General features: G+C 58.7%; 22 protein-coding genes. 18 read left to right on the forward strand and 4 right to left on the reverse strand.

What is annotated here, in order from left to right:
- Positions 1-291 precede the first annotated feature (291 nt).
- Positions 292-1,590, forward strand: coding sequence for an amino-acid N-acetyltransferase (gene argA, locus BSF44_RS23750; RefSeq protein WP_095945567.1), 1,299 nt, complete (start codon positions 292-294; stop codon positions 1,588-1,590).
- A gap of 100 nt (positions 1,591-1,690) precedes the next feature.
- Here the strand turns inward: argA and tauA are convergent, their stop codons facing one another.
- Entirely contained in the window at positions 1,691-2,680 is a 990-nt protein-coding gene (gene tauA / locus BSF44_RS23755; RefSeq protein WP_095945568.1) for a taurine ABC transporter substrate-binding protein, read from the reverse strand.
- Positions 2,681-3,044: 364 nt separating this feature from the next.
- Here tauA and BSF44_RS23765 point away from each other — a divergent pair, with 364 nt between their 5' ends.
- The 9 genes from BSF44_RS23765 to BSF44_RS23805 all read left to right on the forward strand — a co-directional run bounded on the left by BSF44_RS23765 (position 3,045) and on the right by BSF44_RS23805 (position 12,072).
- Positions 3,045-4,376, forward strand: a complete 1,332-nt coding sequence (locus tag BSF44_RS23765) for an OprD family porin (RefSeq protein WP_095945570.1) — start codon at positions 3,045-3,047, stop codon at positions 4,374-4,376.
- Between the two features lie 412 nt (positions 4,377-4,788).
- Entirely contained in the window at positions 4,789-6,132 is a 1,344-nt protein-coding gene (locus BSF44_RS23770; RefSeq protein WP_095945571.1) for an OprD family porin, read from the forward strand.
- Positions 6,133-6,424: 292 nt separating this feature from the next.
- On the forward strand, positions 6,425-7,063 hold the full coding sequence (locus tag BSF44_RS23775) for a peroxiredoxin (protein WP_095945572.1): 639 nt from the start codon (positions 6,425-6,427) through the stop codon (positions 7,061-7,063).
- 326 nt (positions 7,064-7,389) lie between these two features.
- Positions 7,390-7,983, forward strand: coding sequence for an NADPH-dependent FMN reductase (gene ssuE / locus BSF44_RS23780; RefSeq protein WP_007993145.1), 594 nt, complete (start codon positions 7,390-7,392; stop codon positions 7,981-7,983).
- Positions 7,984-8,073: 90 nt separating this feature from the next.
- Positions 8,074-9,054 carry a sulfonate ABC transporter substrate-binding protein gene (locus BSF44_RS23785; RefSeq protein ID WP_095945573.1) on the forward strand — a complete coding sequence of 327 codons (981 nt, stop codon included), beginning with the start codon at positions 8,074-8,076 and terminating at the stop codon, positions 9,052-9,054.
- A gap of 25 nt (positions 9,055-9,079) precedes the next feature.
- Positions 9,080-10,228, forward strand: coding sequence for an FMNH2-dependent alkanesulfonate monooxygenase (ssuD, locus tag BSF44_RS23790; protein ID WP_095945574.1), 1,149 nt, complete (start codon positions 9,080-9,082; stop codon positions 10,226-10,228).
- 9 nt (positions 10,229-10,237) lie between these two features.
- Entirely contained in the window at positions 10,238-11,020 is a 783-nt protein-coding gene (ssuC, locus tag BSF44_RS23795) for an aliphatic sulfonate ABC transporter permease SsuC (RefSeq protein WP_095945575.1), read from the forward strand.
- Complete coding sequence (ssuB, locus tag BSF44_RS23800; RefSeq protein WP_095945576.1) at positions 11,017-11,823, forward strand: aliphatic sulfonates ABC transporter ATP-binding protein; 807 nt, start codon at positions 11,017-11,019, stop codon at positions 11,821-11,823. Before ssuC ends, ssuB begins: the two co-directional genes overlap by 4 nt.
- 33 nt (positions 11,824-11,856) lie before the next feature.
- The gene (locus tag BSF44_RS23805; RefSeq protein ID WP_007967989.1) at positions 11,857-12,072 is read left to right on the forward strand and encodes a molybdopterin-binding protein; all 216 of its coding nucleotides are present in this window, start codon (positions 11,857-11,859) and stop codon (positions 12,070-12,072) included.
- A 176-nt stretch (positions 12,073-12,248) separates the two neighbouring features.
- On the opposite strand, the gene BSF44_RS23810 is transcribed toward BSF44_RS23805, so the two are convergent.
- Entirely contained in the window at positions 12,249-12,887 is a 639-nt protein-coding gene (locus BSF44_RS23810) for a TetR/AcrR family transcriptional regulator (protein ID WP_095945577.1), read from the reverse strand.
- A gap of 226 nt (positions 12,888-13,113) precedes the next feature.
- Positions 13,114-14,490 (reverse strand): glutamine synthetase family protein, encoded by a 1,377-nt coding sequence (locus tag BSF44_RS23815; protein WP_095081821.1) that lies wholly within the window; start codon positions 14,488-14,490, stop codon positions 13,114-13,116.
- Between the two features lie 667 nt (positions 14,491-15,157).
- On the opposite strand from BSF44_RS23815, the gene BSF44_RS23825 reads away from it, so the two are divergent.
- From BSF44_RS23825 to BSF44_RS23860, 7 genes are all read left to right on the forward strand, one after another.
- The gene (locus BSF44_RS23825; RefSeq protein WP_095945579.1) at positions 15,158-16,516 is read left to right on the forward strand and encodes a glutamine synthetase family protein; all 1,359 of its coding nucleotides are present in this window, start codon (positions 15,158-15,160) and stop codon (positions 16,514-16,516) included.
- Between the two features lie 59 nt (positions 16,517-16,575).
- Complete coding sequence (locus tag BSF44_RS23830) at positions 16,576-17,940, forward strand: aspartate aminotransferase family protein (protein ID WP_095945580.1); 1,365 nt, start codon at positions 16,576-16,578, stop codon at positions 17,938-17,940.
- A gap of 187 nt (positions 17,941-18,127) precedes the next feature.
- A complete protein-coding gene (locus BSF44_RS23835; RefSeq protein ID WP_095945581.1) occupies positions 18,128-19,240 on the forward strand; it encodes a polyamine ABC transporter substrate-binding protein in 1,113 nt (370 codons plus the stop codon).
- A gap of 243 nt (positions 19,241-19,483) precedes the next feature.
- A complete protein-coding gene (locus tag BSF44_RS23845; protein ID WP_095945583.1) occupies positions 19,484-20,581 on the forward strand; it encodes a polyamine ABC transporter substrate-binding protein in 1,098 nt (365 codons plus the stop codon).
- Between the two features lie 73 nt (positions 20,582-20,654).
- The gene (locus tag BSF44_RS23850) at positions 20,655-21,797 is read left to right on the forward strand and encodes an ABC transporter ATP-binding protein (protein ID WP_095945584.1); all 1,143 of its coding nucleotides are present in this window, start codon (positions 20,655-20,657) and stop codon (positions 21,795-21,797) included.
- A gap of 35 nt (positions 21,798-21,832) precedes the next feature.
- Complete coding sequence (locus BSF44_RS23855) at positions 21,833-22,714, forward strand: ABC transporter permease subunit (protein ID WP_172435394.1); 882 nt, start codon at positions 21,833-21,835, stop codon at positions 22,712-22,714.
- Complete coding sequence (locus tag BSF44_RS23860; protein ID WP_008048751.1) at positions 22,711-23,601, forward strand: ABC transporter permease subunit; 891 nt, start codon at positions 22,711-22,713, stop codon at positions 23,599-23,601. Before BSF44_RS23855 ends, BSF44_RS23860 begins: the two co-directional genes overlap by 4 nt.
- 142 nt (positions 23,602-23,743) lie before the next feature.
- Here BSF44_RS23860 and BSF44_RS23865 read toward each other — a convergent pair whose 3' ends face one another.
- Complete coding sequence (locus tag BSF44_RS23865; protein ID WP_095945585.1) at positions 23,744-24,385, reverse strand: HD domain-containing protein; 642 nt, start codon at positions 24,383-24,385, stop codon at positions 23,744-23,746.
- Between the two features lie 290 nt (positions 24,386-24,675).
- Between BSF44_RS23865 and BSF44_RS23875 the strand changes: the two genes are divergently transcribed.
- Positions 24,676-25,641 carry a GlxA family transcriptional regulator gene (locus BSF44_RS23875; RefSeq protein WP_095945586.1) on the forward strand — a complete coding sequence of 322 codons (966 nt, stop codon included), beginning with the start codon at positions 24,676-24,678 and terminating at the stop codon, positions 25,639-25,641.
- The last annotated feature ends 45 nt before the right edge of the window (positions 25,642-25,686 follow it).

Below are 25,686 nucleotides of genomic sequence, written 5' to 3' on the forward strand. Positions count from 1 at the left end.
CGCTCCTACAGGGGAACATCGGCAATTTAACTGCAAAACCCTGTAGGAGCGAGCTTGCTCGCGATGGATAGGAGGGCACCGCGTTTATCCAGGCTGCCCTCGTCATCGTTAACGTCCATCGCGAGCAAGCTCGCTCCTACAGGGTTTTGCAGTTAAATTGCCGATGTTCCAACCCGTATTCATGAGGAGAACGCGCGTGTCGCCAAGCCTGTTCCGACGATAACCATCAGCCCGCTGTGCGTTTTCAGTTTCGCCCTTTTTTCGGCTGCTATTTATTACAGGCCCAGGTTCATGCCCGAATACGTCAATTGGCTTCGTCACGCTTCGCCTTACATCAACGCCCACCGCGATTGCACCTTTGTCGTCATGCTGCCCGGCGACGGCGTTGAACACCCCAACTTCGGCAATATCGTCCACGACCTGGTGCTGTTGCACAGCCTGGGCGTGCGGCTGGTGCTGGTTCACGGTTCTCGCCCGCAAATCGAAGCGCGCCTTGCGGCCCGTGGCCTGACCCCGCATTACCACCACGGCATGCGCATCACCGATGCGGCGACCCTGGAGTGCGTGATCGACGCGGTTGGCCAGTTGCGCATTGCCATTGAGGCTCGCCTGTCGATGGACATGGCTTCCTCACCGATGCAGGGCTCACGCCTGCGGGTGGCCAGCGGCAACCTGGTGACGGCACGGCCGATCGGCGTGCTTGAAGGCGTCGACTATCACCATACCGGCGAAGTGCGCCGGGTCGACCGCAAGGGCATCAACCGTCTGCTGGACGAGCGCTCCATCGTGTTGCTGTCGCCGCTGGGCTATTCGCCGACCGGGGAGATTTTCAACCTCGCCTGCGAAGACGTCGCCACGCGTGCGGCCATCGACCTGGGCGCGGACAAACTGCTGCTGTTCGGCGCCGACCTGGGCCTGATCGACGAGCATGGGCGCCTGGTGCGTGAACTGCGTCCGCAGCAAGTGCCGGCGCATCTGCAGCGGTTGGGCAGTAACTATCAGGCTGAATTGCTCGATGCCGCGGCCGAAGCTTGCCGTGGCGGTGTGGCTCGCAGCCATATCGTCAGCTACGCCGAAAACGGTGCACTGCTGACCGAGCTGTTCACCCGCGACGGTGGCGGTACGCTGGTGGCCCAGGAGCAGTTCGAAGTCGTACGCGAAGCGGCCATTGAAGACGTCGGTGGTTTGCTGGACTTGATCAGCCCGCTGGAAGAGCAGGGCATCCTGGTGCGCCGTTCCCGCGAGGTGCTGGAGCGCGAGATCGAACAGTTCAGCGTGGTCGAGCGCGAAGGCATGATCATCGCCTGTGCGGCGCTGTATCAGATCGCTGAGTCGGACGCGGGTGAGCTGGCATGCCTGGCGGTGAATCCGGAATATCGCCATGGCGGTCGCGGTGATGAGCTACTGGAACGCATTGAAAACCGCGCACGGGCTCAGGGATTGAAAACCTTGTTCGTGCTCACCACCCGCACTGCGCACTGGTTCCGCGAGCGCGGTTTTGTGCCGAGCAGCGTTGACCGTCTGCCGTCGGCGCGGGCGTCGCTGTACAACTATCAGCGTAATTCGAAGATCTTCGAAAAAGCCCTCTGACCGCGTCGCTTTCATCGCGAGCAAGCTCGCTCCCACAATTGACCGAGTATCCCTGTGGGAGCGAGCTTGCTCGCAATGGCTGCACAGCAGCCTTCAGCAATTATTCAGTGACAAACTTCGCGCTGACATACGGCGAATAATCCGGCAACACCGTCTCCACCTTCCCCTGCTCCTTCAAAAATTTCGCCGTTTCACCAATGGCCTTGGCCGTGCCGCCATCCAGCAGCGCGGTGCTTTGTTGCGCCTTGGCATCCGGGAAGGTGGAACCGGCCAATAGCTCCGGTACATCGACGGCGTTGGCACCAGTCAGTTTGGCGATTTTCTGGACAGGCACCGAATCAACGGTCCATTGGTCTTTATGGGCGGCGTAGTCAGCGAATGAGTCCAGGGTGACCCTGGCGAATTTCGCCACGACCTCCGGATGCTTTTCGGCGTAATCCTTACGCGCCACCCATACCTCAAAGGTCGGTGCGCCCCATTGGCCCACTTGCGCAGCGTCGGTCAGGGTCTTGCCACTCTTGCGGATTTCCCCCAGGGCAGGCGACCAGACGAACGCGCCGTCAATGTCTCCACGCTTCCAGGCTGCCGCGATTTCTGCTGGCTGCAGGTTCACCACTTTGACTTTCGAACTGTCCAGGCCCCAGTGCTTCAGCGCACCAAGCAGGCTGTAGTGGGAGGTTGAAACGAAAGGTGTGGCGATGGTCTTTCCGATCAGATCTTGCGGTTTTTCAATGCCGCTGCCGTTGCGTACCACCAGCGCTTCGGCCGCGTTTATCTGGGCCGAGACGATGAACGCGACTATTGGCAGGTTGCGCGAGGCGGCAGCGGCCAGCGGACTGGAGCCGAGATTGCCGATTTGCACATCGCCGGAGGCAATCGCCGTGACCACTTCCGGGCCGCTGTTGAAGCGCCGCCAGTCGATGGGCTGGCCGATGGTTTTTTCATAAAGGCCATCGGCCTGGGGGACTTTGCTGGGGTCGATTCCGGTTTGATAACCGACGGTGAGGTTCGTCGCCTGGGCGGTGAAAGAAAATGCGAGCAATACACAAACTGTAACAAATGGTCCGGATAGTGCGCGTTTGGTCGTCATGGGGCTGCCTTTCGGTAAAGGATTTGTTTCCGAATTGCGTCAGAAACTAATCGATCTAAAAAATAGAAAATAAATACCGTTTAGGAATTAGCTTATGAGCCGAACCTTCTATTCTGGGGTGAATGCGCAATGGGGAGCTAAATTCCTAAACGGTATTAGAAAAGAACTGGGTAATTCTTTTCAGGTTCATGACGAATTCATGAACCGGCAGGGACCAAAAAGTTGGGGATTAGACTATGGTCGTAGACACACATGGTTACGATTGACTTGTGGGTCACGGTCTGGCGCTAATCGCGAATCTTAGGATCTCGGGCGACGACTTGAGACCAGGAATACAAGAATTAGAATCGAGAGGAGCTACACAATGAACAAGTCCACCTTGGCTTTGGCCGTGGCCGTAGGGGTTTTGGCGCAGCAGGCAGGCGCCGCAGGTTTCCTGGAAGACAGCAAGGCGTCCATCAGTTCCCGAACCATGTATTACAACAACGATAACCGTGAAGGCGGTGCGGATCAGAAAGAGTCCGCGGAAGGCCTGAAATTCGATTATCTGTCCGGTTTCACCCAAGGCACTGTCGGCTTCGGTATCGACGCCCAGGCACTGCTGGGTATCCACCTGGACGGCGGCAAGGGGCACCATCCGGATGCCAACACCTTTTTCCCAAGCGACACCGATGGTTCGGCCGTACACGAATGGAGTCGTGCAGCCGCCAACGTCAAGGCGCGCTTCTCGAAGACCGAGGCCCACCTGGGTGGCGCTCTGGCACCCAACCTGCCGATCCTGGTCGCGAACGACAGTCGTCTGCTGCCTCAGACCTTTGACGGTGGCACCATCACCTCGAAGGAAATCGACAACGTGACCATTAACGCCGGTCAGTTGGAACACTCGGCAGGTCGTGCTTCTTCGAACTCCACCGGCCTCGCCGTGGCTGGCGGTACCGAGGACAGCAACAAGTTCTACTACGGTGGTGCTGACTGGAAGGTCACCAAGGACCTGACCCTGCAGTACTACCATTCGAACTTGAAGGATTACTACAAGCAGGACTTCCTGGGCTTGATCCATGTCTTCCAGATTGATGCCAATCAGTCCTTCAAGACTGATATCCGCTACTTCGACAGCAGCTCCGATGGCAAGAACGGTGATCCGGGCTTTCGCTTCAACAACAACAACGGTTTCGCCAAGAACCCGGGCGAGGTCGATAACAAGACCTGGAGCGCCATGTTCACCTACACCCTGGGTGGCAACGCCTTCCTGCTCGGCCATCAGCGGGTCAACGATGATGGTGGTTTTGTTTTCCTGAACCAGGGCAACGTTGTTGATGGCAATGGTCGTCCGGAAGGAAACGGCGGTGCCAGCTTCTACTCGTTTACTGACGCAATGGTCAACAGCTTCATCCGTGCTGGTGAAAACACCACCTTCGGTCAGTACTCCTATGACTTCGCGGCACTGGGTGTGCCGGGCCTGAAAACCTCGATCGCCTACCTGCACGGCGACAACATCAAAGCCACGAGCGGCGTTGGCCCGGATGCGTCCGAGTGGGAACGCGATATGCGGATCGACTACACCGTCCAGCAAGGCGCCCTCAAAGGTTTTGGCGTGACGTTGCGTAATGGTGTCTACCGTGGCAGTGAAGTCTCCAACAGCCCCGATATTGATCAGACCCGTCTGATCTTCAACTACACCTACAGCCTCCTGTAACAAGGCCTGTGAAAAAACCTCGTCTATTGACGGGGTTTTTTTTGAGTCGTTTTTTATATTCCATAATGATCTTTAGTTACTATTTATTATTCTTTTTGGTTTTTATCCGTCTCGCTTAAAGTGCGTCTGTCCGACACTCATCTCTGAACTCGGATTTAGCCATTTCGTCCCTCGACAATCGATCATGTTCAGGAGTCGGCCTCGCCGCTGATACCTCGGATCTGTCGTGGGAAGTCATATTCCTAAGTGGTATTAAAAAGCATCAAAAAGTTCTTTTTGGCTTTAAGGCCATGTATCCTGCGGCCCGCCAAATGACCGGCCTAGACGGTTTGCCGCGAATTTACGCATTCAGGATCCCGGGCAATCGATTCGGGACCAGGCACATCAGAATTAGAAACGAGAGGAGCGAAACATGAACAGGTCCACCTTGGCCATGGCTGTGGCCGTTGGGGTTTTGACCCAGCAGGCAAGCGCCGCGGGTTTTATCGAAGACAGCAAGGCAACATTGGGGCTGCGTAACTTCTACATCAACACCGATTACCGTGACGGCGCTGGCCCGAACAAAAACGAAGAATGGGGCCAAGGCTTCGACCTGCGATTCATCTCGGGTTACACCCAGGGCACCGTCGGCTTCGGCATCGATGCGATCGGCCTGTTGGGCGTCAAACTGGACTCCGGTGGCGGCACCAACGGCGCGAGCAACAACTCGTACGGCGGCACCGTGTTCCCGAGCAAGTCCAACGGCGAAGCGGTTGATGACTTCTCCAGCCTGGGTTTGACTGCCAAAGCCAAGATCTCCCAGACCGAGCTGAAGCTGGGTACCTTGCAACCAAAGCTGCCGGTGATCGTGACCAACGACGGTCGTCTGTTGCCGCAAACCTGGCAGGGTGGCCAGATCAGCTCGAACGACATCAAGGACCTGACCTTGATCGGCGGTCAGATCGAGCAAGTAAAAGGTCGTAACTCGAGCAACAACGAGCAACTGTCTATCTCCGGCGCCAACAGCCGATCCGCTACAGGCCGCGACAGCAACAAATTCATTTATGCCGGCGGTGACTACAAGCTCACCAAGGACCTGACTGCCCAGTACTACTACGGCAACCTGGAAGAGTTCTACAAGCAACACTTCCTCGGTCTGGTGCACAACTGGGCCATCGGCCCGGGCGTGTTGAAGTCGGACTTGCGTTACTTCAACAGCTCCGACGACGGTGCCAACGGTCACGACCCGCTGTACTTCACCACTGGCAACTACAGCGGTGCAGTCAACGGCAAGGGCAAGGTCGACAACAACCTGTACAGCGGTTTGTTCCTGTACTCCGTTGCCGGTCATACCTTCGGTGGCGGTTATCAGGTCAGCAACGGCAGCAGTGACTTCCCTTGGCTGAACCAGGGCGACGGTTCGTCGAACTACACCATCACCGACTCGCAAATCCAGAAGTTCGGCCGTGCCGGCGAGCGTACCTGGCTAGCACGCTATTCCTATGACTTCGCCAAGGTCGGCGTACCCGGCCTGACCGCGGGCCTGGTGTACCTGCACGGCGACAATATCGATACCGTTAACGCCAAGGGTGGCGAGGCGGCCAATGGTGCTTCCGAGTGGGAACGCGACCTGACCGTGGGTTACGTCGTTCAGTCCGGCGCGCTGAAGAACCTCGGCCTGATGTGGAAAAACGCCACGTGGCGTACCGATCTGCCGAACACTCGTTCCCAGGACGAAAACCGCCTGGTCGTCAGCTACTCGATCCCGCTGTTGTAATAGCGCTCGCGTAACCGAGACAAAAAAAGCCCCGCCCGGTATTGCGCCGGGCGGGGCTTTTACATTTTCAAGACGGGTTCACCCCCGTAATCCCGCCTTGAATTTCCCTCTTTGCAGCAACTCAAGGCCTTCTCGAACCTTGGGGCCGATGTTCGGCCGGTTGTGCGGGCACGTCCAGTGAACAGATATTTAATATTTCCTTATGATCTAAATAAATAGATATTTATTCTTTTTAATAGATAAAAAACACAGGCACAGTTGAACCCATCAAGCACTCACAAGGAGCAGCACCATGGGTCTCAGACTTGGCGATATCGCCCCCGACTTCGAACAGAACTCCAGCGCCGGCACTATCCGTTTCCATCAGTGGCTGGGCGATAGTTGGGGCGTGCTGTTTTCCCATCCGGCGGACTTCACGCCGGTGTGCACCACGGAACTGGGCTTCACCGCCAGGCTCAAGGATGAGTTCGCAGCGCGCGGCGTCAAGGCGATCGCGTTGTCAGTGGACCCTGTCGAGTCGCATCACAAATGGATTGAAGACATCAACGAGACGCAGAACACGGTGGTCAACTTTCCGATCCTGGATGACGCCGACCGCAAGGTCTCGGACCTCTACGACCTGATCCATCCCAATGCCAACGACACTCTGACCGTGCGTTCGCTGTTCGTGATCGACCCGAACAAAAAGGTCCGGTTGACGATTACCTACCCGGCGAGCACCGGCCGCAACTTCAATGAAATCCTGCGGGTGATCGACTCGCTGCAACTGACCGATAACTACAAGGTGGCCACGCCAGCCAACTGGCAGGATGGTGATGAGGTGGTGATCGTGCCGTCGCTCAAGGATGAGAATGAAATCAAGCAGCGCTTTCCCAAGGGCTATCGGGCGGTCAAGCCTTACCTGCGCCTGACGCCGCAGCCGAACCGGTGAGCCAGTCTTTTTTGTGGTGTGACTGAAAAGCCTTCGCGAGCAGGCTCGCTCCCACAGTTGATCGCGTACCCCTGTGGGAGCGAGCCTGCTCGCGAAGGCGATAGTCCAGGCACTACAGACGTCATAGTTAATCCACAAAGCAGGGGATTTCGGGCCGTTTCGACGGCCTGTTTTTTTGCCTGGAAGAAACCGGTTTGTATATTTCTATAACGAATAACCAAATGAATAAATATGATTTATAGATATATAAATCAGCTGTTAAGGTCACTCCATCGAAGCGAGATCGCAAGTCGCGAATCGCCAACACCGTGCAAGGAATCGTCTGAATGTTGGTTGTCTCACTCGGTGGCAGTCCCAGTCAGCGCTCTCGTTCCGGGGTGCTGCTGGATCGCTCCCAGCGTTGGTTGCAAGGGCAGGGCGTGGAGGTGGTGAGTTATCAGGTGCGGGACTTCCCGGCCGAGGACTTGCTGCACGCACGCTTCGACAGCCCCAAGGTGATCGACCTGCTGCAACAGATTGAAAACGCCGATGGCCTGCTGATCGCCACACCGGTTTACAAGGCATCGTTTTCCGGGGCACTGAAAGTCGTGTTGGATCTGCTGCCCGAACGCGCCTTGAGCCACAAGGTGGTTCTGCCGATGGCCACTGGCGGCAGCATCGCCCACATGCTGGCGGTGGATTACGCGCTCAAGCCGGTACTGTCGGCATTGAAGGCCCAGGAAATGCTGCAAGGGATTTTCGCCGTCGACAGCCAGATCGCCTACGGCGAAGGCAGCGCCCTGGCGCAGTTGGCGCCGGAGCTGGAACAACGCCTGAATGAATCACTTGAGCTGTTTTTCAGCGCCATGGCGCGACGGCCCAAGCCGCTCGATCCTAACCTGTTGAATGATCGTTTGTTGAGTGCTCGCTGGAGCATTTGAGCCTCACCGAAAAATTGAAGTACTGGCCTTACTCGCCCGCCAACGGGCAAGCAGGTGCAGCCAAAACCCTACTGCAAAAAGGAGAGCGCCATGCGCCCTGTCATTTTGCGTCGTGGTCTGGTCGCTCTGTTTGCTGCGGCTGTCACCTTCGGCGCCATTACTCAAGCTCAGGCCGAGACATTAAGAATCGGCTATCAGAAATATGGCACCCTGGTGCTGCTCAAAGCCAAAGGCACCCTGGAAAAACGCCTCGCCGCCCAAGGCGTGGACGTGCAATGGACTGAATTTCCTGGTGGCCCGCAACTGCTCGAAGGCCTGAACGTCGGCTCCATCGACTTCGGCGTCACCGGCGAAACACCGCCCGTGTTCGCTCAAGCGGCCGGCGCCGATTTGCTCTACGTCGCCTATGAACCGCCAGCGCCGCACAGTGAGGCGATCCTGGTGCCGAAGGATTCGCCGGTCAAATCGGTGGCGGACCTCAAGGGCAAGAAAGTCGTGCTCAACAAGGGCTCCAATGTGCACTACCTGCTGGTGCGCACGCTGGAAGACGCCGGCCTCAAATACACCGACATCCAGACCGTATTCCTGCCGCCGGCCGATGCCCGCGCCGCGTTCGAGCGTGGCAGCGTCGACGCTTGGGTCATCTGGGACCCATACCAGGCCGCCGCCGAACAACAGCTGCAAGCCCGCACCCTGCGCGATGGCCAGGGCATCGTCGACAACCATCAGTTCTACCTGGCGACCAAGCCTTTTGCGCAGAAAAATCCCGAGGTGATCAAGACCCTGGTGGACGAAGTGCGCGCGGTGGGGGAGTGGTCCAAGGCGAACCCGCAAGAGGTGACCCAACAGGTTTCACCGCTGCTCGGCTTGCCGGCGGATATCACCCTCACCTCGGTGAAACGCCAGGGCTATGGCGCGCTGTTCCTCACCCCGGAAGTGGTCGCTGCACAGCAGAAAATCGCCGACAGCTTCTATCAGCTCAAGCTGATTCCCAAACAGTTGAGCATCAAAGACGTGATCTGGACGCCGCCGGTTGCCGTTGCCCAAAGCTCGGCAACCAAAGCCCAATAAATCGATTCCCCAAGGAGACCACTCCATGAGCCTCAATATTTTCTGGTTCCTGCCTACCCACGGCGACGGCCATTACCTTGGCACCGCCGAAGGCGCCCGTGGCGTCGATCACGGTTATCTGCAACAAGTCGCGCAAGCCGCTGACCGCCTGGGTTTTGGCGGGGTACTGATCCCTACCGGGCGTTCCTGCGAAGACTCGTGGCTGGTGGCGGCATCGCTGATTCCGGTGACCCAGCGCTTGAAGTTCCTGGTTGCCCTGCGCCCCGGGATCATTTCCCCGACGGTGGCGGCGCGTCAGGCGGCAACCCTGGATCGACTGTCCGGTGGTCGTGCGTTGTTCAATCTGGTGACGGGGGGTGATCCGGAAGAGTTGGCCGGCGATGGTCTGTTCCTCAGCCACGAAGAACGCTATCAGGCCTCGGTGGAATTCACCCGTATCTGGCGTCGGGTGCTGGAAGGCGAAACCGTCGATTACGACGGCCAGCACATCAGCGTGAAGGGGGCGAAATTGCTCTATCCGCCGATCCAGCAGCCGCGTCCGCCGCTGTACTTCGGCGGTTCATCGGAAGCTGCGCAGGACCTGGCCGCCGAACAGGTGGAAATGGTTCTGACCTGGGGCGAGCCACCGGCCGCCGTCGCGGAAAAAATCGAACAGGTCCGAGCCAAGGCCGCCAAGCTCGGACGTACCGTGCGCTTCGGCATTCGCCTGCATGTGATCGTACGCGAAACGAACGATGAAGCCTGGCAAGCCGCGGATCGGCTGATTTCCCATCTCGACAACGAGACCATCGCTCGTGCCCAGGCTTCGCTGGCGCGTTTCGATTCGGTCGGTCAGCAACGCATGGCCGCCTTGCACGGCGGCAACCGCGACAATCTGGAGGTCAGTCCTAACCTGTGGGCCGGTGTCGGTCTGGTGCGCGGCGGTGCCGGTACGGCGCTGGTGGGCGATGGACTGACCGTGGCGGCCCGCGTGAAGGAGTACGCGGACCTGGGCATCGATACCTTCATCTTCTCCGGTTATCCACACCTGGAGGAGTCGTACCGGGTGGCCGAGTTGCTGTTTCCGCACCTCGATGTCGAGCGTCCAGAACTGCCGAAAAGTGCTGGCTACGTCAGCCCGTTCGGCGAGATGGTCGCCAACGACATTCTGCCCAAAGCCGCATCCCAGAGCTGAGGCACGGTCATGAAGAAAATCATCCACAGCCTGGCGCCCTGGGCGTTTCCGGTGTTGTTGCTGGCGGTGTGGCAGCTGAGCGTGTCGGCGGGTTGGTTGTCGACACGGATCCTGCCGGCCCCCATCGCCGTCATTGAGGCCGGCGTGAGCCTGGTGCGCAGCGGCGAAATCTGGACGCACCTGGCGATCAGTGGTTGGCGCGCCGCGCTGGGCTTCACCATCGGTGGTGGCATCGGCCTGACACTCGGCTTCATCACCGGCCTGTCGAAGTGGGGCGAGCGCTTGCTCGACAGTTCGGTGCAAATGATTCGCAACGTGCCGCATCTGGCGCTGATTCCACTGGTGATCCTGTGGTTCGGCATTGACGAGTCGGCGAAGATTTTCCTGGTGGCGCTGGGCACGTTGTTCCCGATCTACCTCAACACCTATCACGGCATCCGCAACGTCGACCCGGCGCTGGTGGAGATGGCGCGCAGCTATGGCCTGAGCGGTTTCAGCCTGTTCTGGCAGGTGATTCTGCCGGGGGCGCTGCCTTCGATTCTGGTCGGCGTGCGCTTCGCTCTGGGCTTCATGTGGCTGACGTTGATCGTGGCGGAAACCATTTCCGCGAGTTCCGGCATCGGCTATCTGGCGATGAATGCCCGGGAGTTCTTGCAGACTGACGTGGTGGTGCTGGCGATTCTGCTGTACGCGGTGCTCGGCAAACTGGCCGACCTCGCCGCCCGTGGACTTGAACGAGCGTGGCTGCGTTGGCACCCGGCGTATCAGGTTGCCAAGGGAGGTTCGGTATGACCGCCCAACAACCTCCACGCCTGCTGCGCGGGACTCCGCTGGTGGTGCGCAAGTTGCAAAAAACCTTCAGTGCACGGCAGGTGTTGCGCGAGATCGACTTGCACATTCCGGCGGGCCAGTTTGTCGCAGTGGTCGGTCGTAGCGGCTGCGGCAAAAGTACCTTGCTGCGCTTGCTCGCCGGTCTCGATCAGCCAACCGGCGGTGAGTTGCTCGCCGGTGCCGCGCCATTGAGCAACGCGGGGGAGGACACGCGGCTGATGTTCCAGGACGCGCGTTTGCTGCCTTGGAAAAAGATCATCGACAACGTCGGTCTCGGCCTTAAGGGCAACTGGCGGCCGCAAGCCCTTGAAGCTTTGGAAGCGGTGGGCCTGGCCGATCGCGCCAATGAGTGGCCGGCAGCGCTGTCCGGTGGACAGAAGCAGCGCGTGGCTTTGGCCCGTGCGTTGATTCATCAGCCGCGCCTGCTGTTGCTCGACGAACCCTTGGGCGCGCTCGATGCCCTGACCCGAATTGAAATGCAGCAACTGATCGAGCGGCTCTGGCAGCAGCACGACTTCACGGTGTTGCTGGTGACCCATGACGTCAGTGAAGCCGTGGCGATTGCCGATCGGGTAATCCTGATCGAAGACGGAGAAGTCGGCCTCGACCTGCATGTGGAACTGCCGCGCCCTCGGGTTCGTGGCTCCCATCGGCTGGCTGCGCTGGAAACCGAGGTGCTCAATCGCGTGCTGGCGCTGCCCGGCCAACCGGCGGAACCGGAACCTGTTTCACCCTTGCCTACGCAATTACGCTGGGCTCAATAACTCAAGTCTTACTCAACGACAGGAATCAACATCATGACTATCAAGGCCATCAACGTTCGTAACCAGTTCAAAGGCTCCATCAAGGAAATCGTCCTCGGCGACGTGCTCTCGGAAATCGACGTGCAGACCGCTTCCGGCATTGTCACTTCGGTGATCACCACGCGCTCGGTGAAAGAGCTGGAACTGGCGGTTGGCAGTGAAGTAATCGCGTTTGTGAAGTCCACCGAGGTGTCGATCGCCAAGTTGTAAGCCGCATGCGCAAACGACAACCCCCGAAGGGTTTGAGCCCTTCGGGGTTTTTTATGTGTGCTTGTCTTGGGGTAAGTGGTGCGGCCTTCGCGAGCAGGCTCGCTCCCACAGGGGAATGCATTTCAAATGTGGGAGCGAGCCTGCTCGCGAAGAGGCCGGTAAGTCCAATCAAGAAATCAGGCTGGAACGCTGCGCTTGGGCAGATAGGGCGGCAAATACAACCCCACATAAGCATCAAACACCCGCATCCCTTCCTCGGCCATGCGCGGCGTAATCTGCCCGTGCTGTTGGACCGAGCGTGCATACACCCGGTCGCCGAGCTCCATGGCCAGGGCGAACACATCGACATCGCTCGGCAATCTCGGCAGCTCGAAGTGATGGTCGAACAGCTTGTGCATCAGGTAGCCGAGTTCGATGTCGTGCTGACGGTCAGCCTGGGTGACTTCGGTCAGGCCGTGCTGGGCCAGAATGAGTTGGCGGGCGGCGGCGTCCTCTGCATAGATGTCGAGCATGCGTTGTTCCACCAGTCGCGACAGATCGCGCCAGCCATTCAAGGCGAGGTGATCGATGGGGGCTTGCAGGCAGGCGCGGAAGGCCGCATGGACGTCGGCGGTCAAGGCTTCGAGCAACGCCGGCACGCTGGCGAAGAAGTGGTAGACCGAGGAGGGCGGAATCTCCGCGCGCTCGGCGACGCTGTAGATCGACAGACTGGCCACACCCTCGGCGGCCAACAGCGTGCGGGCGGCATCGAGTATCGAATCGATCCGGGCCTGGCTGCGTGCGCGGGGTTTGCGGGGGGTGGCTACGCGTGTCATTGGAGTCTCCTGCGGGGCAGCGGGCATTGTACGAGCAGGGTTTGATGTTGTCTGCCAGGACGCTATCGCTAACAGGCTAGCTCCCACAGGGATTTCCGGTGTACACAGAATTTATGTTCACTGGAGATCAACTGTGGGAGCTAGCCTGCTAGCGATCCGCCGCAGGCGGCCATAAAAAAACGCCGCAAGCTGTGAGGCCTGCGGCGTTGTTTTTTACAGCAACCACTTACACGGTATGCAGGTACCAGTTGTACTCAAGGTCGGAGATGGAGTGTTCGAACTCCTCCAGCTCGCTCTCTTTACAGGCCACGAAGATATCGATGTATTTCGGATCGATGTACTTGGCCATGACTTCGCTGTCGTCCAGCTCGCGCAGTGCATCACGCAGGTTGTTCGGCAGGCTCTGCTCGTTTTGCTCGTAGCTGTTGCCTTCGACCGGGGCGCCAGGCTCGATCTTGTTGACCAGACCGTGGTGCACGCCTGCCAGGACCGAAGCCATCAGCAGGTACGGATTGGCATCGGCGCCGGCTACACGATGCTCGATGCGCACGGCGTCGGAAGAACCGGTCGGTACGCGAATCGCAACGGTACGGTTATCCAGGCCCCAGCACGGCGAGTTCGGCACGTAGAACTGTGCGCCGAAACGACGGTAGGAGTTGACGTTCGGGCAGAGGAAAGCCATCTGTGCCGGTAGGGTCTCGAGCACACCGCCGATCGCGTGACGCAGTGCGGCGTTCTGCTCGGGATCCTCGCTGGCAAAAATGTTCTTGCCGTCCTTGTCGAGAATCGAGATGTGGACGTGCAGACCATTACCCGCCTGGCCTGGGTAAGGCTTGGCCATGAAGGTAGTGTCCATTTCATGGTCGTAGGCGATGTTCTTGATCAGGCGCTTGAGCAAGACCGCGTAGTCGCAGGCTTTGATCGGGTCGGCCACGTGGTGCAGGTTCACTTCGAACTGCGCCGGGGCACTTTCCTTGACGATGGCGTCGGCCGGAATGCCTTGCTCTTTTGCACCTTCCAGAATGTCCTGGAGGCAGTCGACGTATTCGTCGAGGTCGTCGATCAGGTAGACCTGAGTCGAGTGCGGACGTTTGCCGGAAACCGGCGAGCGAGGGGGTTGCGGACGACCGTTCACGTTCTCCTGGTCGATCAGGTAGAACTCCAGTTCGAACGCGGCGCAGATGGTCAGGCCCATTTCGTCGAACTTGCGCACGACATTGGCCAGCACTTCACGCGGGTCGGCGAAGAATGGCTCGCCTTCGAGTTCGTGCATGGTCATCAACAGTTGCGCGGTCGGGCGCTTCTGCCATGGCTCGTTGCACAGGGTATCGGGGATTGGATAGCAGATTCGGTCAGCATCACCGATGTCCAGGCCCAGGCCGGTGCTTTCCACCGTCGAGCCATTGATATCCAGAGCAAATAAAGAGGCCGGCAGGTTGATGCCTTTCTCGTAAACCTTGTGGAGGCTGGTGCGTTCAATGCGCTTGCCGCGCACCACACCATTCATATCCGCAATCAGAAGGTCAACGTACAGAACCTCAGGATGTTCCTTAAGGAACGCGTTCGCTTCGTTAAGCTGAACGGCACGCGGGGGTACCGACATGATGCAACACCTTTGTTGTTAAAAATATCAATCATTGATCTTTTCAGATTCCAGTCAACCCGAACGGCATGCCGAAGTCAAGCGAGGCCTTTTTTGCCCTAAAAAAGCGCTCGTGTGGCTTTTTTGAGGCACTTTGGGGCGTTTTTATGCCCTTGGCCTCCATGGCGCCCGCAGGCTTGAGCGGGCCGTGTTGTATTTTTTACGGGGGTGTTGTGTAAAAAAATGAACAAGGCTAAGCTCGAATCAAACCCATAACAGCAATAATACCGGGGTGCTTCATGTCTCGCCTGCCGATAATCGGCGTCACCGACTGCTCAAGACAGGTCGGTCGGCATGTTTATCACATCAGTGATGACACGTCCGTCCGTTCCGTGGCCTCAGCGGTTCCGGTGATCCTCCCATCCGTGACGGTTCGACCGTCCCCGTCCGATATTCTGGACGGTCGAGATGGCACCCCCATTACGGTTACTCCATTCAATATAGAACCGATTCACAATAGCGGCCTGACCATCGTTCAGGGCACCGCTCGCGATTCTGCACGTCCGGCCTCTGCAGCCGTGTCGGCAAGCACGATAATCTGCCGCGCAAACGCTCTACAACGCGACGCCGATGCGTCAAACAACGCCTGACCTTAAAAGGGCCAGACAACTCAAGCCTAGAGGCATTTATGAGTAACAACCTCGACCAGCTCACCGATTGGTTGAAAAACCACAAGATCACAGAAGTCGAATGCATGATCGCCGACTTGACCGGGATTACCCGGGGCAAGATTTCGCCGACCAACAAATTCATCGCCGAAAAAGGCATGCGCCTGCCAGAAAGTGTGCTGTTGCAGACAGTGACCGGCGATTACGTCGAAGACGACATCTATTACGAACTGCTCGACCCGGCCGACATCGACATGATCTGCCGTCCCGACCAGAGCGCGGTGTACCTGGTGCCGTGGGCCATCGAGCCGACCGCCATCGTCATCCACGATACCTACGACAAACAAGGCAACCCGATCGAGCTGTCGCCGCGCAACGTGCTCAAGAAAGTCCTGAAGCTCTATACCGACAAAGGCTGGCAGCCGATCGTGGCGCCGGAAATGGAGTTTTACCTGACCAAGCGCAGTGACGACCCGGACTACCCATTGCAACCGCCGATCGGTCGTTCCGGTCGTCCGGAAATCGGTCGCCAGTCGTTCTCCATTGAAGCGGCGAACGAATTCGATCCGCTGTTCGAAGACGTCTACGACTGGTGCGAACTGCAGGACCTGGACCTCGATACGCTGATCCACGAGGACGGCACGGCGCAGATGGAAATCAACTTCCGTCACGGTGATGCCCTGTCCCTGGCCGACCAGATCCTGGTGTTCAAGCGCACCATGCGCGAAGCCGCGCTCAAGCACGACGTGGCCGCTACCTTCATGGCCAAGCCGATGACCGGCGAACCGGGCAGTGCCATGCACTTGCACCAGAGCATCATCGACATCGAGACCGGCAAGAACATCTTCTCCAACGACGACGGGACCATGAGCCAGTTGTTCCTGCACCACATCGGTGGCCTGCAGAAACTCATTCCCGAGCTGTTGCCACTGTTCGCCCCCAACGTCAACTCGTTCCGCCGCTTCCTGCCGGATACCTCGGCGCCGGTGAACGTGGAGTGGGGCGAAGAGAACCGTACCGTGGGCCTGCGGGTTCCGGATGCCGGGCCGCAAAACCGTCGGGTGGAAAACCGCCTGCCGGGCGCCGACGCCAACCCGTACCTGGCGATTGCCGCGAGCCTGCTCTGCGGTTACATCGGCATGGTCGAAGGCCTGAACCCGAGTGCACCGGTGGTGGGTCGTGGTTATGAACGCCGCAACCTGCGCCTGCCGCTGACCATCGAAGACGCGCTGGAACGCATGGAAAACAGCGCGACCATCGAGCGGTACCTGGGCAAAAATTTCATCACTGGCTACGTTGCGGTCAAGCGGGCCGAGCATGAAAACTTCAAGCGCGTGATCAGTTCGTGGGAAAGGGAATTCCTGCTCTTTGCCGTCTGATGCGCCGGGCGCCGCCGCTGTCTGGCGGCGCCTTCACCTGATTTTTTTAGGAGATTCGTATGACCAGCAACAATCCGCAAACCCGTGAATGGCAAACCCTGAGCAATGATCACCACCTGGCTCCGTTCAGCGACTTCAAGCAGCTGAAAGAGAAAGGCCCGCGAATCATCACCAACGCCAAGGGCGTTTACCTCTGGGACAGCGAAGGCAACAAGATTCTCGATGGCATGGCCGGCCTGTGGTGTGTCGCGATTGGTTATGGTCGCGATGAACTGGCCGACGCCGCCAGTAAACAGATGCGCGAACTGCCTTACTACAACCTGTTCTTCCAGACTGCGCACCCGCCGGTACTGGAACTGGCCAAGGCTATCGCCGACATCGCGCCAGAAGGCATGAACCACGTGTTCTTCACCGGTTCCGGCTCCGAAGGCAACGACACCATGCTGCGTATGGTTCGTCACTACTGGGCGATCAAGGGCCAGCCGAACAAGAAAGTCATCATCAGCCGCAAGAACGGCTATCACGGTTCCACCGTGGCCGGCGCGAGCCTGGGTGGCATGACGTACATGCACGAACAGGGCGACTTGCCGATCCCGGGCATCGTTCACATTGCCCAGCCGTACTGGTTCGCCGAAGGCGGCGACATGACCCCGGAAGAGTTCGGTGTATGGGCGGCCAACCAGCTGGAAGAAAAGATTCTGGAAGTCGGCGTCGACAACGTCGGTGCCTTTATTGCCGAGCCGATCCAGGGCGCGGGTGGTGTGATCATTCCGCCAGAGACCTACTGGCCGCGCATCAAGGAAATCCTCGCCAAGTACGACATCCTGTTCGTGGCGGACGAAGTGATTTGCGGTTTCGGTCGTACCGGCGAGTGGTTCGGTGCCGACTTCTACGACCTCAAGCCAGACATGATGACCATCGCCAAGGGCCTGACCTCGGGCTACATCCCGATGGGTGGCCTGATCGTGCGTGATGAAGTGGTGGACGTGCTCAACGAAGGCGGCGATTTCAACCACGGCTTCACTTACTCAGGTCACCCCGTAGCGGCTGCGGTGGCTCTGGAAAACATCCGCATCATGCGCGACGAGAAGATTATCGAGCGCGTACATGCAGAAACGGCACCGTATTTGCAAAAGCGTCTGCGGGAACTGAACGATCACCCGCTGGTGGGTGAGGTTCGTGGGGTGGGTCTGCTGGGGGCCATCGAACTGGTCCAGGACAAGGCCACGCGCAAGCGTTACGAAGGCAAGGGCGTCGGCATGATCTGCCGCCAGTTCTGCTTCGATAACGGCCTGATCATGCGCGCCGTCGGCGACACCATGATCATCGCTCCGCCACTGGTGATTACACCGGCGGAAATCGATGAGCTGGTGACCAAGGCTCGCAAGTGTCTTGACCTGACCCTGAGTGCATTGCAGGGCTAAGTGCTAGGCTCTGAGCGGAAGTCCAAAGTTCTGCATATGAAGTAGGAACTTTCGCTCGGAACCGTCAGAAAGCGTGGCCTTTCCTTGAAAGACCGATGTGGATCTTGCCAGACTAGCCGCGGTTCCAGCTGCCCGGGTTCGGTTGCTGAACAAGTGGTTCAAAAAAGAAAAATTTGGAGCATTACGCATGAAGGCACTAGGTAAAAAGCTCGCTGGCAAGACTCTGCTTGCCATGTCCGTGATGGGTTTTATGGCGGGCGCGGTTCAGGCCGATGACAAAGTACTGCACGTGTACAACTGGTCCGACTACATCGCACCGGACACCGTCAAGAAGTTTGAAGACGAGTCGGGCATCAAGGTTGTCTATGACGTCTTCGACAGTAACGAAACCCTGGAAGCCAAGTTGCTGGCAGGCAAGTCCGGTTACGACATCGTTGTACCGTCGAACAACTTCCTGGCCAAACAGATCAAGGCTGGCGTCTACCAGAAGCTGGACAAGTCCAAGCTGCCTAACTGGAAGAACCTGAACACCGACCTGCTCAAGGCCGTTTCCGTGAGCGACCCGGGCAACGAGCACGCCTTCCCGTACATGTGGGGTTCGATCGGTATCGGTTTCAACCCGGAGAAGGTCAAGGCTGCACTGGGTGCCGACGCGCCGACCAACTCCTGGGACCTGCTGTTCAAACCTGAAAACGCCGCGAAGTTGAAGTCGTGCGGTATCAGTTTCCTCGATTCGCCAACCGAGATGATTCCGGTGGCGCTGCACTATCTGGGCTATCCAACCGACAGCCAGGACAAGAAACAACTGGCCGAAGCCGAAGCGCTGTTCCTGAAAATCCGTCCTTCGGTAGGTTACTTCCACTCGTCCAAGTACATCTCCGACCTGGCCAACGGCAACATCTGCGTGGCCGTGGGTTACTCGGGTGACATTTACCAGGCCAAGTCCCGCGCGGAAGAAGCCGGTGGCAAGGTGAAAGTCAGCTACAACATTCCCAAAGAAGGTGCCGGCAGCTTCTACGACATGGTCGCCATCCCTAAAGATGCCGAAAACGTCGAAGGCGCCTACAAGTTCATGACCTTCCTGCAGAAGCCGGAAATCATGGCTGAAATCACCAACGCCGTGCGTTTCCCGAACGGTAACGCGGCTGCAACTGCGTTGGTCGATAAAGACATCACCAGCGACCCGGGTGTTTACCCACCGGCGGACGTGCTGGCCAAGCTGTACGCGATTGCCGACTTGCCGGCCGCGACCCAGCGGATCATGACCCGCAGCTGGACCAAGATCAAATCCGGTAAATAAGTAATTAACTTGTAGGAGCGAGCCTGCTCGCGATGAACCTGAGAGCGCCGCGGGGTGTCAGGCACCCATCGTTATCGTTGACGACCATCGCGAGCAGGCTCGCTCCCACAGGTGCAACTGCATAAAAGTTTTGCTGGAACGGTTTTTCGAGGGTAAGTTGCGCGCCGGTTTTGTTGCCGGACAACCACGGTTGTCATGTAACGCGGGGCAACTTTGGCCCAACTAATTTCAGAGGACCTCCACTTGCCTATTTTTTCTATGTTGCGTAATGCCTTGCTGGTGGGTGCCGGGCTGACAGTTGCTGTCAGTGTTCAGGCCGCCGGTACCGTGCATATTTATAACTGGTCGGACTACATCGGCGAGACCACCCTGGCCGATTTCCAGAAAGAGACCGGTATCAAGCCGGTTTATGACGTCTTTGATTCCAACGAAACCCTGGAAGGTAAATTGCTGGCCGGGCGTACCGGCTACGACGTGGTCGTGCCGTCGAACCACTTCCTCGGCAAACAGATAAAGGCCGGGGCATTCCAGAAGCTCGACAAGTCGCAACTGCCGAACTATTCCAACCTCGACCCGGTGCTGCTCAAGCGCCTGGAGCAGAACGATCCGGGCAACCTGTACGCCGTGCCGTACCTGTGGGGCACCAACGGCATCGGTTACAACGTCGACAAGGTCAAGGCTGTGCTGGGTGTCGATACGATTGATTCGTGGGGCGTACTGTTCGAGCCGGAGAACATCAAGAAGCTGCAAAGCTGTGGTGTAGCCTTCCTCGATTCCGCCGATGAAATGATGCCGACAGTGCTCAACTACATGGGCCTGAACGCTAACAGCACTGATCCCAAGGACTATGAAAAGGCCACCTCCAAGTTGCTTGCAGTGCGCCCTTACGTGACCTACTTCCACTCCTCCAAGTACATCGCGGATCTGGCCAACGGCGACATCTGCGTGGCGATCGGTTTCTCCGGCGACATCTTCCAGGCCAAGAACCGCGCCGAAGAAGCCAAGAAAGGCGTGAACATCGCCTACTCGATTCCGAAAGAGGGCGGTGCACTCTGGTTCGACATGCTGGCGATTCCGAAGGACTCGGCCAACGTCAAGCAGGCCAACGCTTTCATCAATTATTTGCTCAAGCCTGAGGTGATTGCCCAGGTCAGCGATTACGTCGGCTATGCCAACCCAAACCCGGGGTCGGACAAACTGATGGAACAGTCCATTCGCACCGACGAAGCGGTTTATCCACCGCAAGCGGTGCTCGACAAGACCTACGTGTCGGTCGAGTTACCACCGAACATTCAACGTTTGATGACCCGCAGCTGGACCAAGGTCAAGTCGGGTAAATAGCTTCAAGGCTCAAACTATCCAAGGTTGGCTCACCTTGAGCGAACTGCACTCTTTTTTTCTGGGAGTTTCGTAAATGGCAGTTGCCTCCGGCGCCTATAAGAAAGCCCTCGAGGGCGACCAGCAACCTAAACAGGTGCTGGTCAAAATCGACCGGGTCACGAAGAAGTTCGACGAGACGATTGCCGTGGACGATGTGTCCCTGGAAATCAAGAAAGGCGAGATTTTCGCCCTGCTCGGCGGTTCGGGATCGGGCAAATCCACTTTGCTGCGCATGCTCGCAGGTTTCGAACGGCCCACGGAGGGGCGCATTTTCCTCGATGGCGTAGACATCACTGACATGCCGCCCTACGAGCGGCCGATCAACATGATGTTCCAGTCCTACGCCTTGTTCCCGCACATGACCGTGGCGCAGAACATTGCCTTCGGCCTCAAGCAGGACAAGCTGCCCGCCGCTGAAGTCGATGCGCGGGTGGCCGACATGCTCAAGCTGGTACAGATGAGCCAGTACGCCAAGCGCAAGCCGCATCAGTTGTCCGGCGGCCAGCGTCAGCGCGTGGCCCTGGCCCGTTCCCTGGCCAAGCGTCCGAAGCTGCTGCTGCTCGACGAGCCGATGGGCGCACTGGACAAGAAGCTGCGTTCGCAAATGCAACTGGAGCTGGTGGAGATCATCGAGCGCGTCGGCGTAACCTGCGTCATGGTGACCCACGACCAGGAAGAGGCCATGACCATGGCTGAGCGCATCGCGATCATGCACCTGGGCTGGATCGCCCAGATCGGCAGCCCGATCGACATCTACGAAACCCCGACCAGCCGTCTGGTCTGCGAATTCATCGGTAACGTGAACATCTTCGACGGTGAAGTGATTGACGATGCCGAAGGCCACGCGATCATCACCTGCAAGGACCTCGACCGGAAGATCTACGTGGGCCACGGCATCAGCACCTCGGTGCAAGACAAATCCGTGACCTACGCGATCCGTCCGGAAAAACTGCTCGTGACCCCGACCGTGCCGACCTGCGAATACAACTGGTCCAGTGGCAAGGTGCACGACATCGCCTACCTGGGCGGGCACTCGGTGTTTTACGTCGAACTGACAAGCGGCAAGCTGGTGCAGTCGTTCGTGGCCAACGCCGAGCGTCGCGGGCAGCGTCCGACCTGGGGTGATCAGGTCTACGTGTATTGGGAAGACGACAGCGGCGTGGTGCTGCGCTCATGAACATGCGCAAACTCAAGCGTCGACTCAATCGAATAATTCCCGGTGGCCGTCAGATGGTCATCGGGGTTCCCTTCATCTGGCTGTTCCTGTTCTTCATGCTGCCGTTCTTCATCGTATTGAAGATCAGCTTCGCCGAAGCGGACGTGGCCATTCCGCCCTACACCGAAATCTACAGCTACGCCGAGCAGAAGCTGCAGTTGCTGCTCAACCTGGGCAACTACGCGATGCTGGCCGGTGACGAGTTGTACATCGCCGCTTACCTCGGCTCGTTGAAGATGGCGCTTTTCAGCACCATCCTCTGCCTGGTGATCGGCTACCCGATGGCCTACGGTATCTCCGTTGCGCGCAAGGAAGTGCAAACGGTACTGGTGCTGCTGATCATGATGCCGACCTGGACCGCGATCCTGATCCGCGTTTACGCGTGGATGGGCATCCTCAGCAACAATGGCCTGCTCAACGGTTTCCTGATGAGCATGGGCTGGATCGACGAACCGCTGCAGATCCTCAACACCAACCTGGCGGTCTACATCGGCGTGGTTTATTCCTACCTGCCGTTCATGATCCTGCCGCTGTACGCCAACCTGGTGAAGCACGACCAGAGCCTGCTGGAAGCTGCGTCGGACCTGGGTTCGAGCACCTTCAACAGCTTCTGGAAAATCACCGTGCCGCTGTCGAAAAACGGCATCATCGCCGGCTGCATGCTGGTGTTCATCCCGGTGGTGGGCGAGTTCGTGATCCCGGAACTGCTCGGCGGTCCGGAAACCCTGATGATCGGTAAAGTGCTCTGGCAAGAGTTCTTCAACAACCGTGACTGGCCGGTGGCGTCTGCCCTGGCGGTAGTGATGCTGGCGATCCTGATTGTGCCGATCATCCTGTTCAACCGCAGTCAGGCCAAGGAAATGGAGGGTAAAGAATGAAGCGCTTCCGTTTCTCCAGCCTGATGCTGGTACTGGGTCTGTTGTTCATCTACCTGCCGATGCTGATCCTGGTGATCTACTCGTTCAACGCCTCCAAACTGGTAACGGTGTGGGGTGGCTGGTCGATCAAGTGGTACGTCGGCCTGCTCGACAACAGCCAACTGATGGGCTCGGTGGTGCGCTCGCTGGAAATCGCCTGCTACACGGCGGTGGCGGCGGTGGCACTGGGTACACTGGCGGCGTTCGTCCTGACGCGCATTACGCGCTTCAAGGGCCGCACGCTGTTCGGTGGCCTGGTGACTGCGCCGCTGGTCATGCCTGAGGTGATCACCGGTCTGTCGCTGTTGCTGCTGTTCGTGGCCATGGCGCAGATGATCGGCTGGCCGCAGGAGCGCGGCATCGTCACCATCTGGATCGCCCACACCACGTTCTGTGCGGCCTATGTGGCGGTGGTGGTGTCGGCGCGCTTGCGCGAGCTGGACCTGTCCATCGAAGAGGCGGCCATGGATCTGGGTGCGCGGCCGTGGAAGGTGTTTTTCCTGATCACCATCCCGATGATCGCGCCTTCGCTGGCGGCGGGCGGCATGATGTCCTTCGCGTTGTCCCTCGATGACCTGGTGCTGGCGAGCTTCGTGTCGGGCCCGGGTTCCACGACCCTGCCGATGGAAGTTTTCTCGGCGGTACGTCTGGGGGTCAAGCCCGAGATCAACGCCGTGGCCAGTCTGATCCTGTTGGCGGTGTCCATCGTGACTTTCATGGTCTGGTTCTTCAGCCGTCGTGCCGAAGAAAGCCGCAAACGTGCGATCCAGCAAGCAATCGAAGAGGCAGCAGCCGATTCGTGGAAGCAACCGGATGTGCGTCGCGCACAGGCGCCGGAAGCGGCTTGAGCCTGAAGTCGGGTTGGCCACGGTTTTGTGGTTTACCCAATCCCCCTGTAGGAGCGAGCCTGCTCGCGATGACGGAGTGTCAGTCGACTGAATTGTTGCCTGACACAGCGCTATCGCGAGCAGGCTCGCTCCTACAGTGGTTTTAGGCAATCCAGGGAGATTTGCGGATGACCTCGACGAAGTTCATCGGCTTGAACCCCGGCTCCTGATCCACCAGCACATCAGTCTTCACATTGCCGAACGTGGTCTGGGGGCGATGACGCAAGCCGTCGGCAAACGCGCAGATGATGCACTCCTTGAATCCCTCGCCCCGTGGATGCGCATGCACCACTGCTTCGCGCTGCGCGCTGGAAAATGCTGCGTAGTCCATGCCCAGCACGTCCATCTCGACGCCCGCCGTGACCAGCGCCACGGTAGGCCGCAAGTGCCGGGGCACGCCCGGGGTGGTGTGCAGGGCAATCGATAGCCAGACCTGTTCGATGTCGTCATCGCTCAACCCGCAGGGCTTGAGGAACGCCGCTGCGGCGTTGGCACCGTCGACTTCGAAGCGCTCGTTGTCGCTGCGATGACCTTGCACCAGGCCCAGGTCATGGAACATCGCGCCGACGTACAGTAACTCCGGGTTGTAGGCCAGTTGCTTGCGCTCGCCGCTCAGTGCGCCGAACAGGAAGACCCGACGCGAGTGGTGGTAGAGCAGGTCGGACTCGATGTCACGGATGTATTCGGTGGTGGCCTTGGCCAGTGCGCTGTCGGGGATCCTGATGCCGGCGATGGTGGTGCTCATGGAATTTTCCTCGTCGTGATGAGGGTTTCAGTCTGTTCCGGTCCCCGAAACCGGACAATCGATCCATGGCTGCGATCCCGGCCAATGAGCGTGCATATCGCGCCAACCTCGCTTGTTGGGCGTGGATTGGCTAGGGTGCACGCAGACGCTGTAGGAGCGAGCGTGCTCGCGATGCACGTGAGGGCACCGCGTACATCCAGACAGCCCCCGTCATCGTTGACGTCCATCGCGAGCAGGCTCGCTCCTACAGGTGAGCGTTGCATTCAGTGCCATGAGAGGCGTTTCGAACCATGAGTAAAACCGTAGCCATCGTGGTGTTCGCTGGCGTCCAGTCGCTGGACGTCACCGGCCCCATGGATGTGTTTTCCGAGGCCAATCGTTTTCTTGCTGCGCAAGATCACTATCGTCTTGAGGTGATCGGCGTCGAGCGCGGGGTGATGGCGTGCTCCAACGGTTTGGCACTCAATGCCCATCGGCATTTCAGCGAAGCGCTGGAGCCGTATGACCTGTTGCTGGTGGCTGGCGGGCCGCAGTTGCCGTTCATGGATTTCGGCATGACATTCGATGGCTGGTTGCGCGATGCCTGTGCGCGGGCCAAACGCTTTGGCTCGATTTGCAACGGCGCGTTCATGCTCGCTCGGGCGGGGTTGCTGGAGGGGCGCACGGTCACCACGCACTGGCAGGACGCCTCGGATCTGGCGGCGCTGTGTCCCTCGTCCCGGGTGGAAGCGGATCGGCTGTATGTCGAGGACGGTGAGCTGTTCACCTCGGCCGGTGTCACTGCGGGGATCGATCTGTCGTTGTATCTGTTGGGCCGGGATCACGGGCCGGAAGTTGCACTGAGCGTCGCAAAGCGACTGGTAGTGTTCACCCAGCGTTCGGGCGGGCAGTCGCAATTCAGCCCGTTCCTTACGCCCCACGCCGAACCTACTTCTGCGGTGGCAATGGTCCAGCATTACGTGCTGGCCAATCTGACGGGCGACCTGACGATCGCTGACCTGGCCAATGCCGCCAACATGAGTGCGCGCAACTTCTCCCGGGTGTTCGCCAGGGAAGCGAAAATCACCCCGGCCGAGTTCGTTGAGCGCGCACGGGTCGATGCGGCACGGACGCTGCTGGAAAGCACCCGCGCGCCGCTCAAGACCGTGGCCTATCAATGCGGTTTTCGTGATGCTCAGCACATGCGCAGCGTGTTCAATCGCCGATTGGGAGTGACGCCGCAGCAGTTCAGGTTGCATTTTGCGGCGATGGTTTGAGCCAGGAGTTGCGTTGGTCTTGCGGGCCCCATCGCTAGCAGGCTA

The organism is Pseudomonas sp. ACN8, assembly GCF_002303925.1.
Classification (GTDB): Bacteria; Pseudomonadota; Gammaproteobacteria; order Pseudomonadales; family Pseudomonadaceae; genus Aquipseudomonas.

Excerpts from the sequence above, each read along its gene's own strand:
- argA (WP_095945567.1), top strand. The coding sequence starts at position 292 with ATGCCCGAATACGTCAATTGGCTTCGTCACGCTTCGCCTTACATCAAC.
- tauA (WP_095945568.1), bottom strand. The coding sequence starts at position 2,680 with ATGACGACCAAACGCGCACTATCCGGACCATTTGTTACAGTTTGTGTA.
- BSF44_RS23765 (WP_095945570.1), top strand. The coding sequence starts at position 3,045 with ATGAACAAGTCCACCTTGGCTTTGGCCGTGGCCGTAGGGGTTTTGGCG.
- BSF44_RS23770 (WP_095945571.1), top strand. The coding sequence starts at position 4,789 with ATGAACAGGTCCACCTTGGCCATGGCTGTGGCCGTTGGGGTTTTGACC.
- BSF44_RS23775 (WP_095945572.1), top strand. The coding sequence starts at position 6,425 with ATGGGTCTCAGACTTGGCGATATCGCCCCCGACTTCGAACAGAACTCC.
- ssuE (WP_007993145.1), top strand. The coding sequence starts at position 7,390 with ATGTTGGTTGTCTCACTCGGTGGCAGTCCCAGTCAGCGCTCTCGTTCC.
- BSF44_RS23785 (WP_095945573.1), top strand. The coding sequence starts at position 8,074 with ATGCGCCCTGTCATTTTGCGTCGTGGTCTGGTCGCTCTGTTTGCTGCG.
- ssuD (WP_095945574.1), top strand. The coding sequence starts at position 9,080 with ATGAGCCTCAATATTTTCTGGTTCCTGCCTACCCACGGCGACGGCCAT.
- ssuC (WP_095945575.1), top strand. The coding sequence starts at position 10,238 with ATGAAGAAAATCATCCACAGCCTGGCGCCCTGGGCGTTTCCGGTGTTG.
- ssuB (WP_095945576.1), top strand. The coding sequence starts at position 11,017 with ATGACCGCCCAACAACCTCCACGCCTGCTGCGCGGGACTCCGCTGGTG.
- BSF44_RS23805 (WP_007967989.1), top strand. The coding sequence starts at position 11,857 with ATGACTATCAAGGCCATCAACGTTCGTAACCAGTTCAAAGGCTCCATC.
- BSF44_RS23810 (WP_095945577.1), bottom strand. The coding sequence starts at position 12,887 with ATGACACGCGTAGCCACCCCCCGCAAACCCCGCGCACGCAGCCAGGCC.
- BSF44_RS23815 (WP_095081821.1), bottom strand. The coding sequence starts at position 14,490 with ATGTCGGTACCCCCGCGTGCCGTTCAGCTTAACGAAGCGAACGCGTTC.
- BSF44_RS23825 (WP_095945579.1), top strand. The coding sequence starts at position 15,158 with ATGAGTAACAACCTCGACCAGCTCACCGATTGGTTGAAAAACCACAAG.
- BSF44_RS23830 (WP_095945580.1), top strand. The coding sequence starts at position 16,576 with ATGACCAGCAACAATCCGCAAACCCGTGAATGGCAAACCCTGAGCAAT.
- BSF44_RS23835 (WP_095945581.1), top strand. The coding sequence starts at position 18,128 with ATGAAGGCACTAGGTAAAAAGCTCGCTGGCAAGACTCTGCTTGCCATG.
- BSF44_RS23850 (WP_095945584.1), top strand. The coding sequence starts at position 20,655 with ATGGCAGTTGCCTCCGGCGCCTATAAGAAAGCCCTCGAGGGCGACCAG.
- BSF44_RS23860 (WP_008048751.1), top strand. The coding sequence starts at position 22,711 with ATGAAGCGCTTCCGTTTCTCCAGCCTGATGCTGGTACTGGGTCTGTTG.
- BSF44_RS23865 (WP_095945585.1), bottom strand. The coding sequence starts at position 24,385 with ATGAGCACCACCATCGCCGGCATCAGGATCCCCGACAGCGCACTGGCC.
- BSF44_RS23875 (WP_095945586.1), top strand. The coding sequence starts at position 24,676 with ATGAGTAAAACCGTAGCCATCGTGGTGTTCGCTGGCGTCCAGTCGCTG.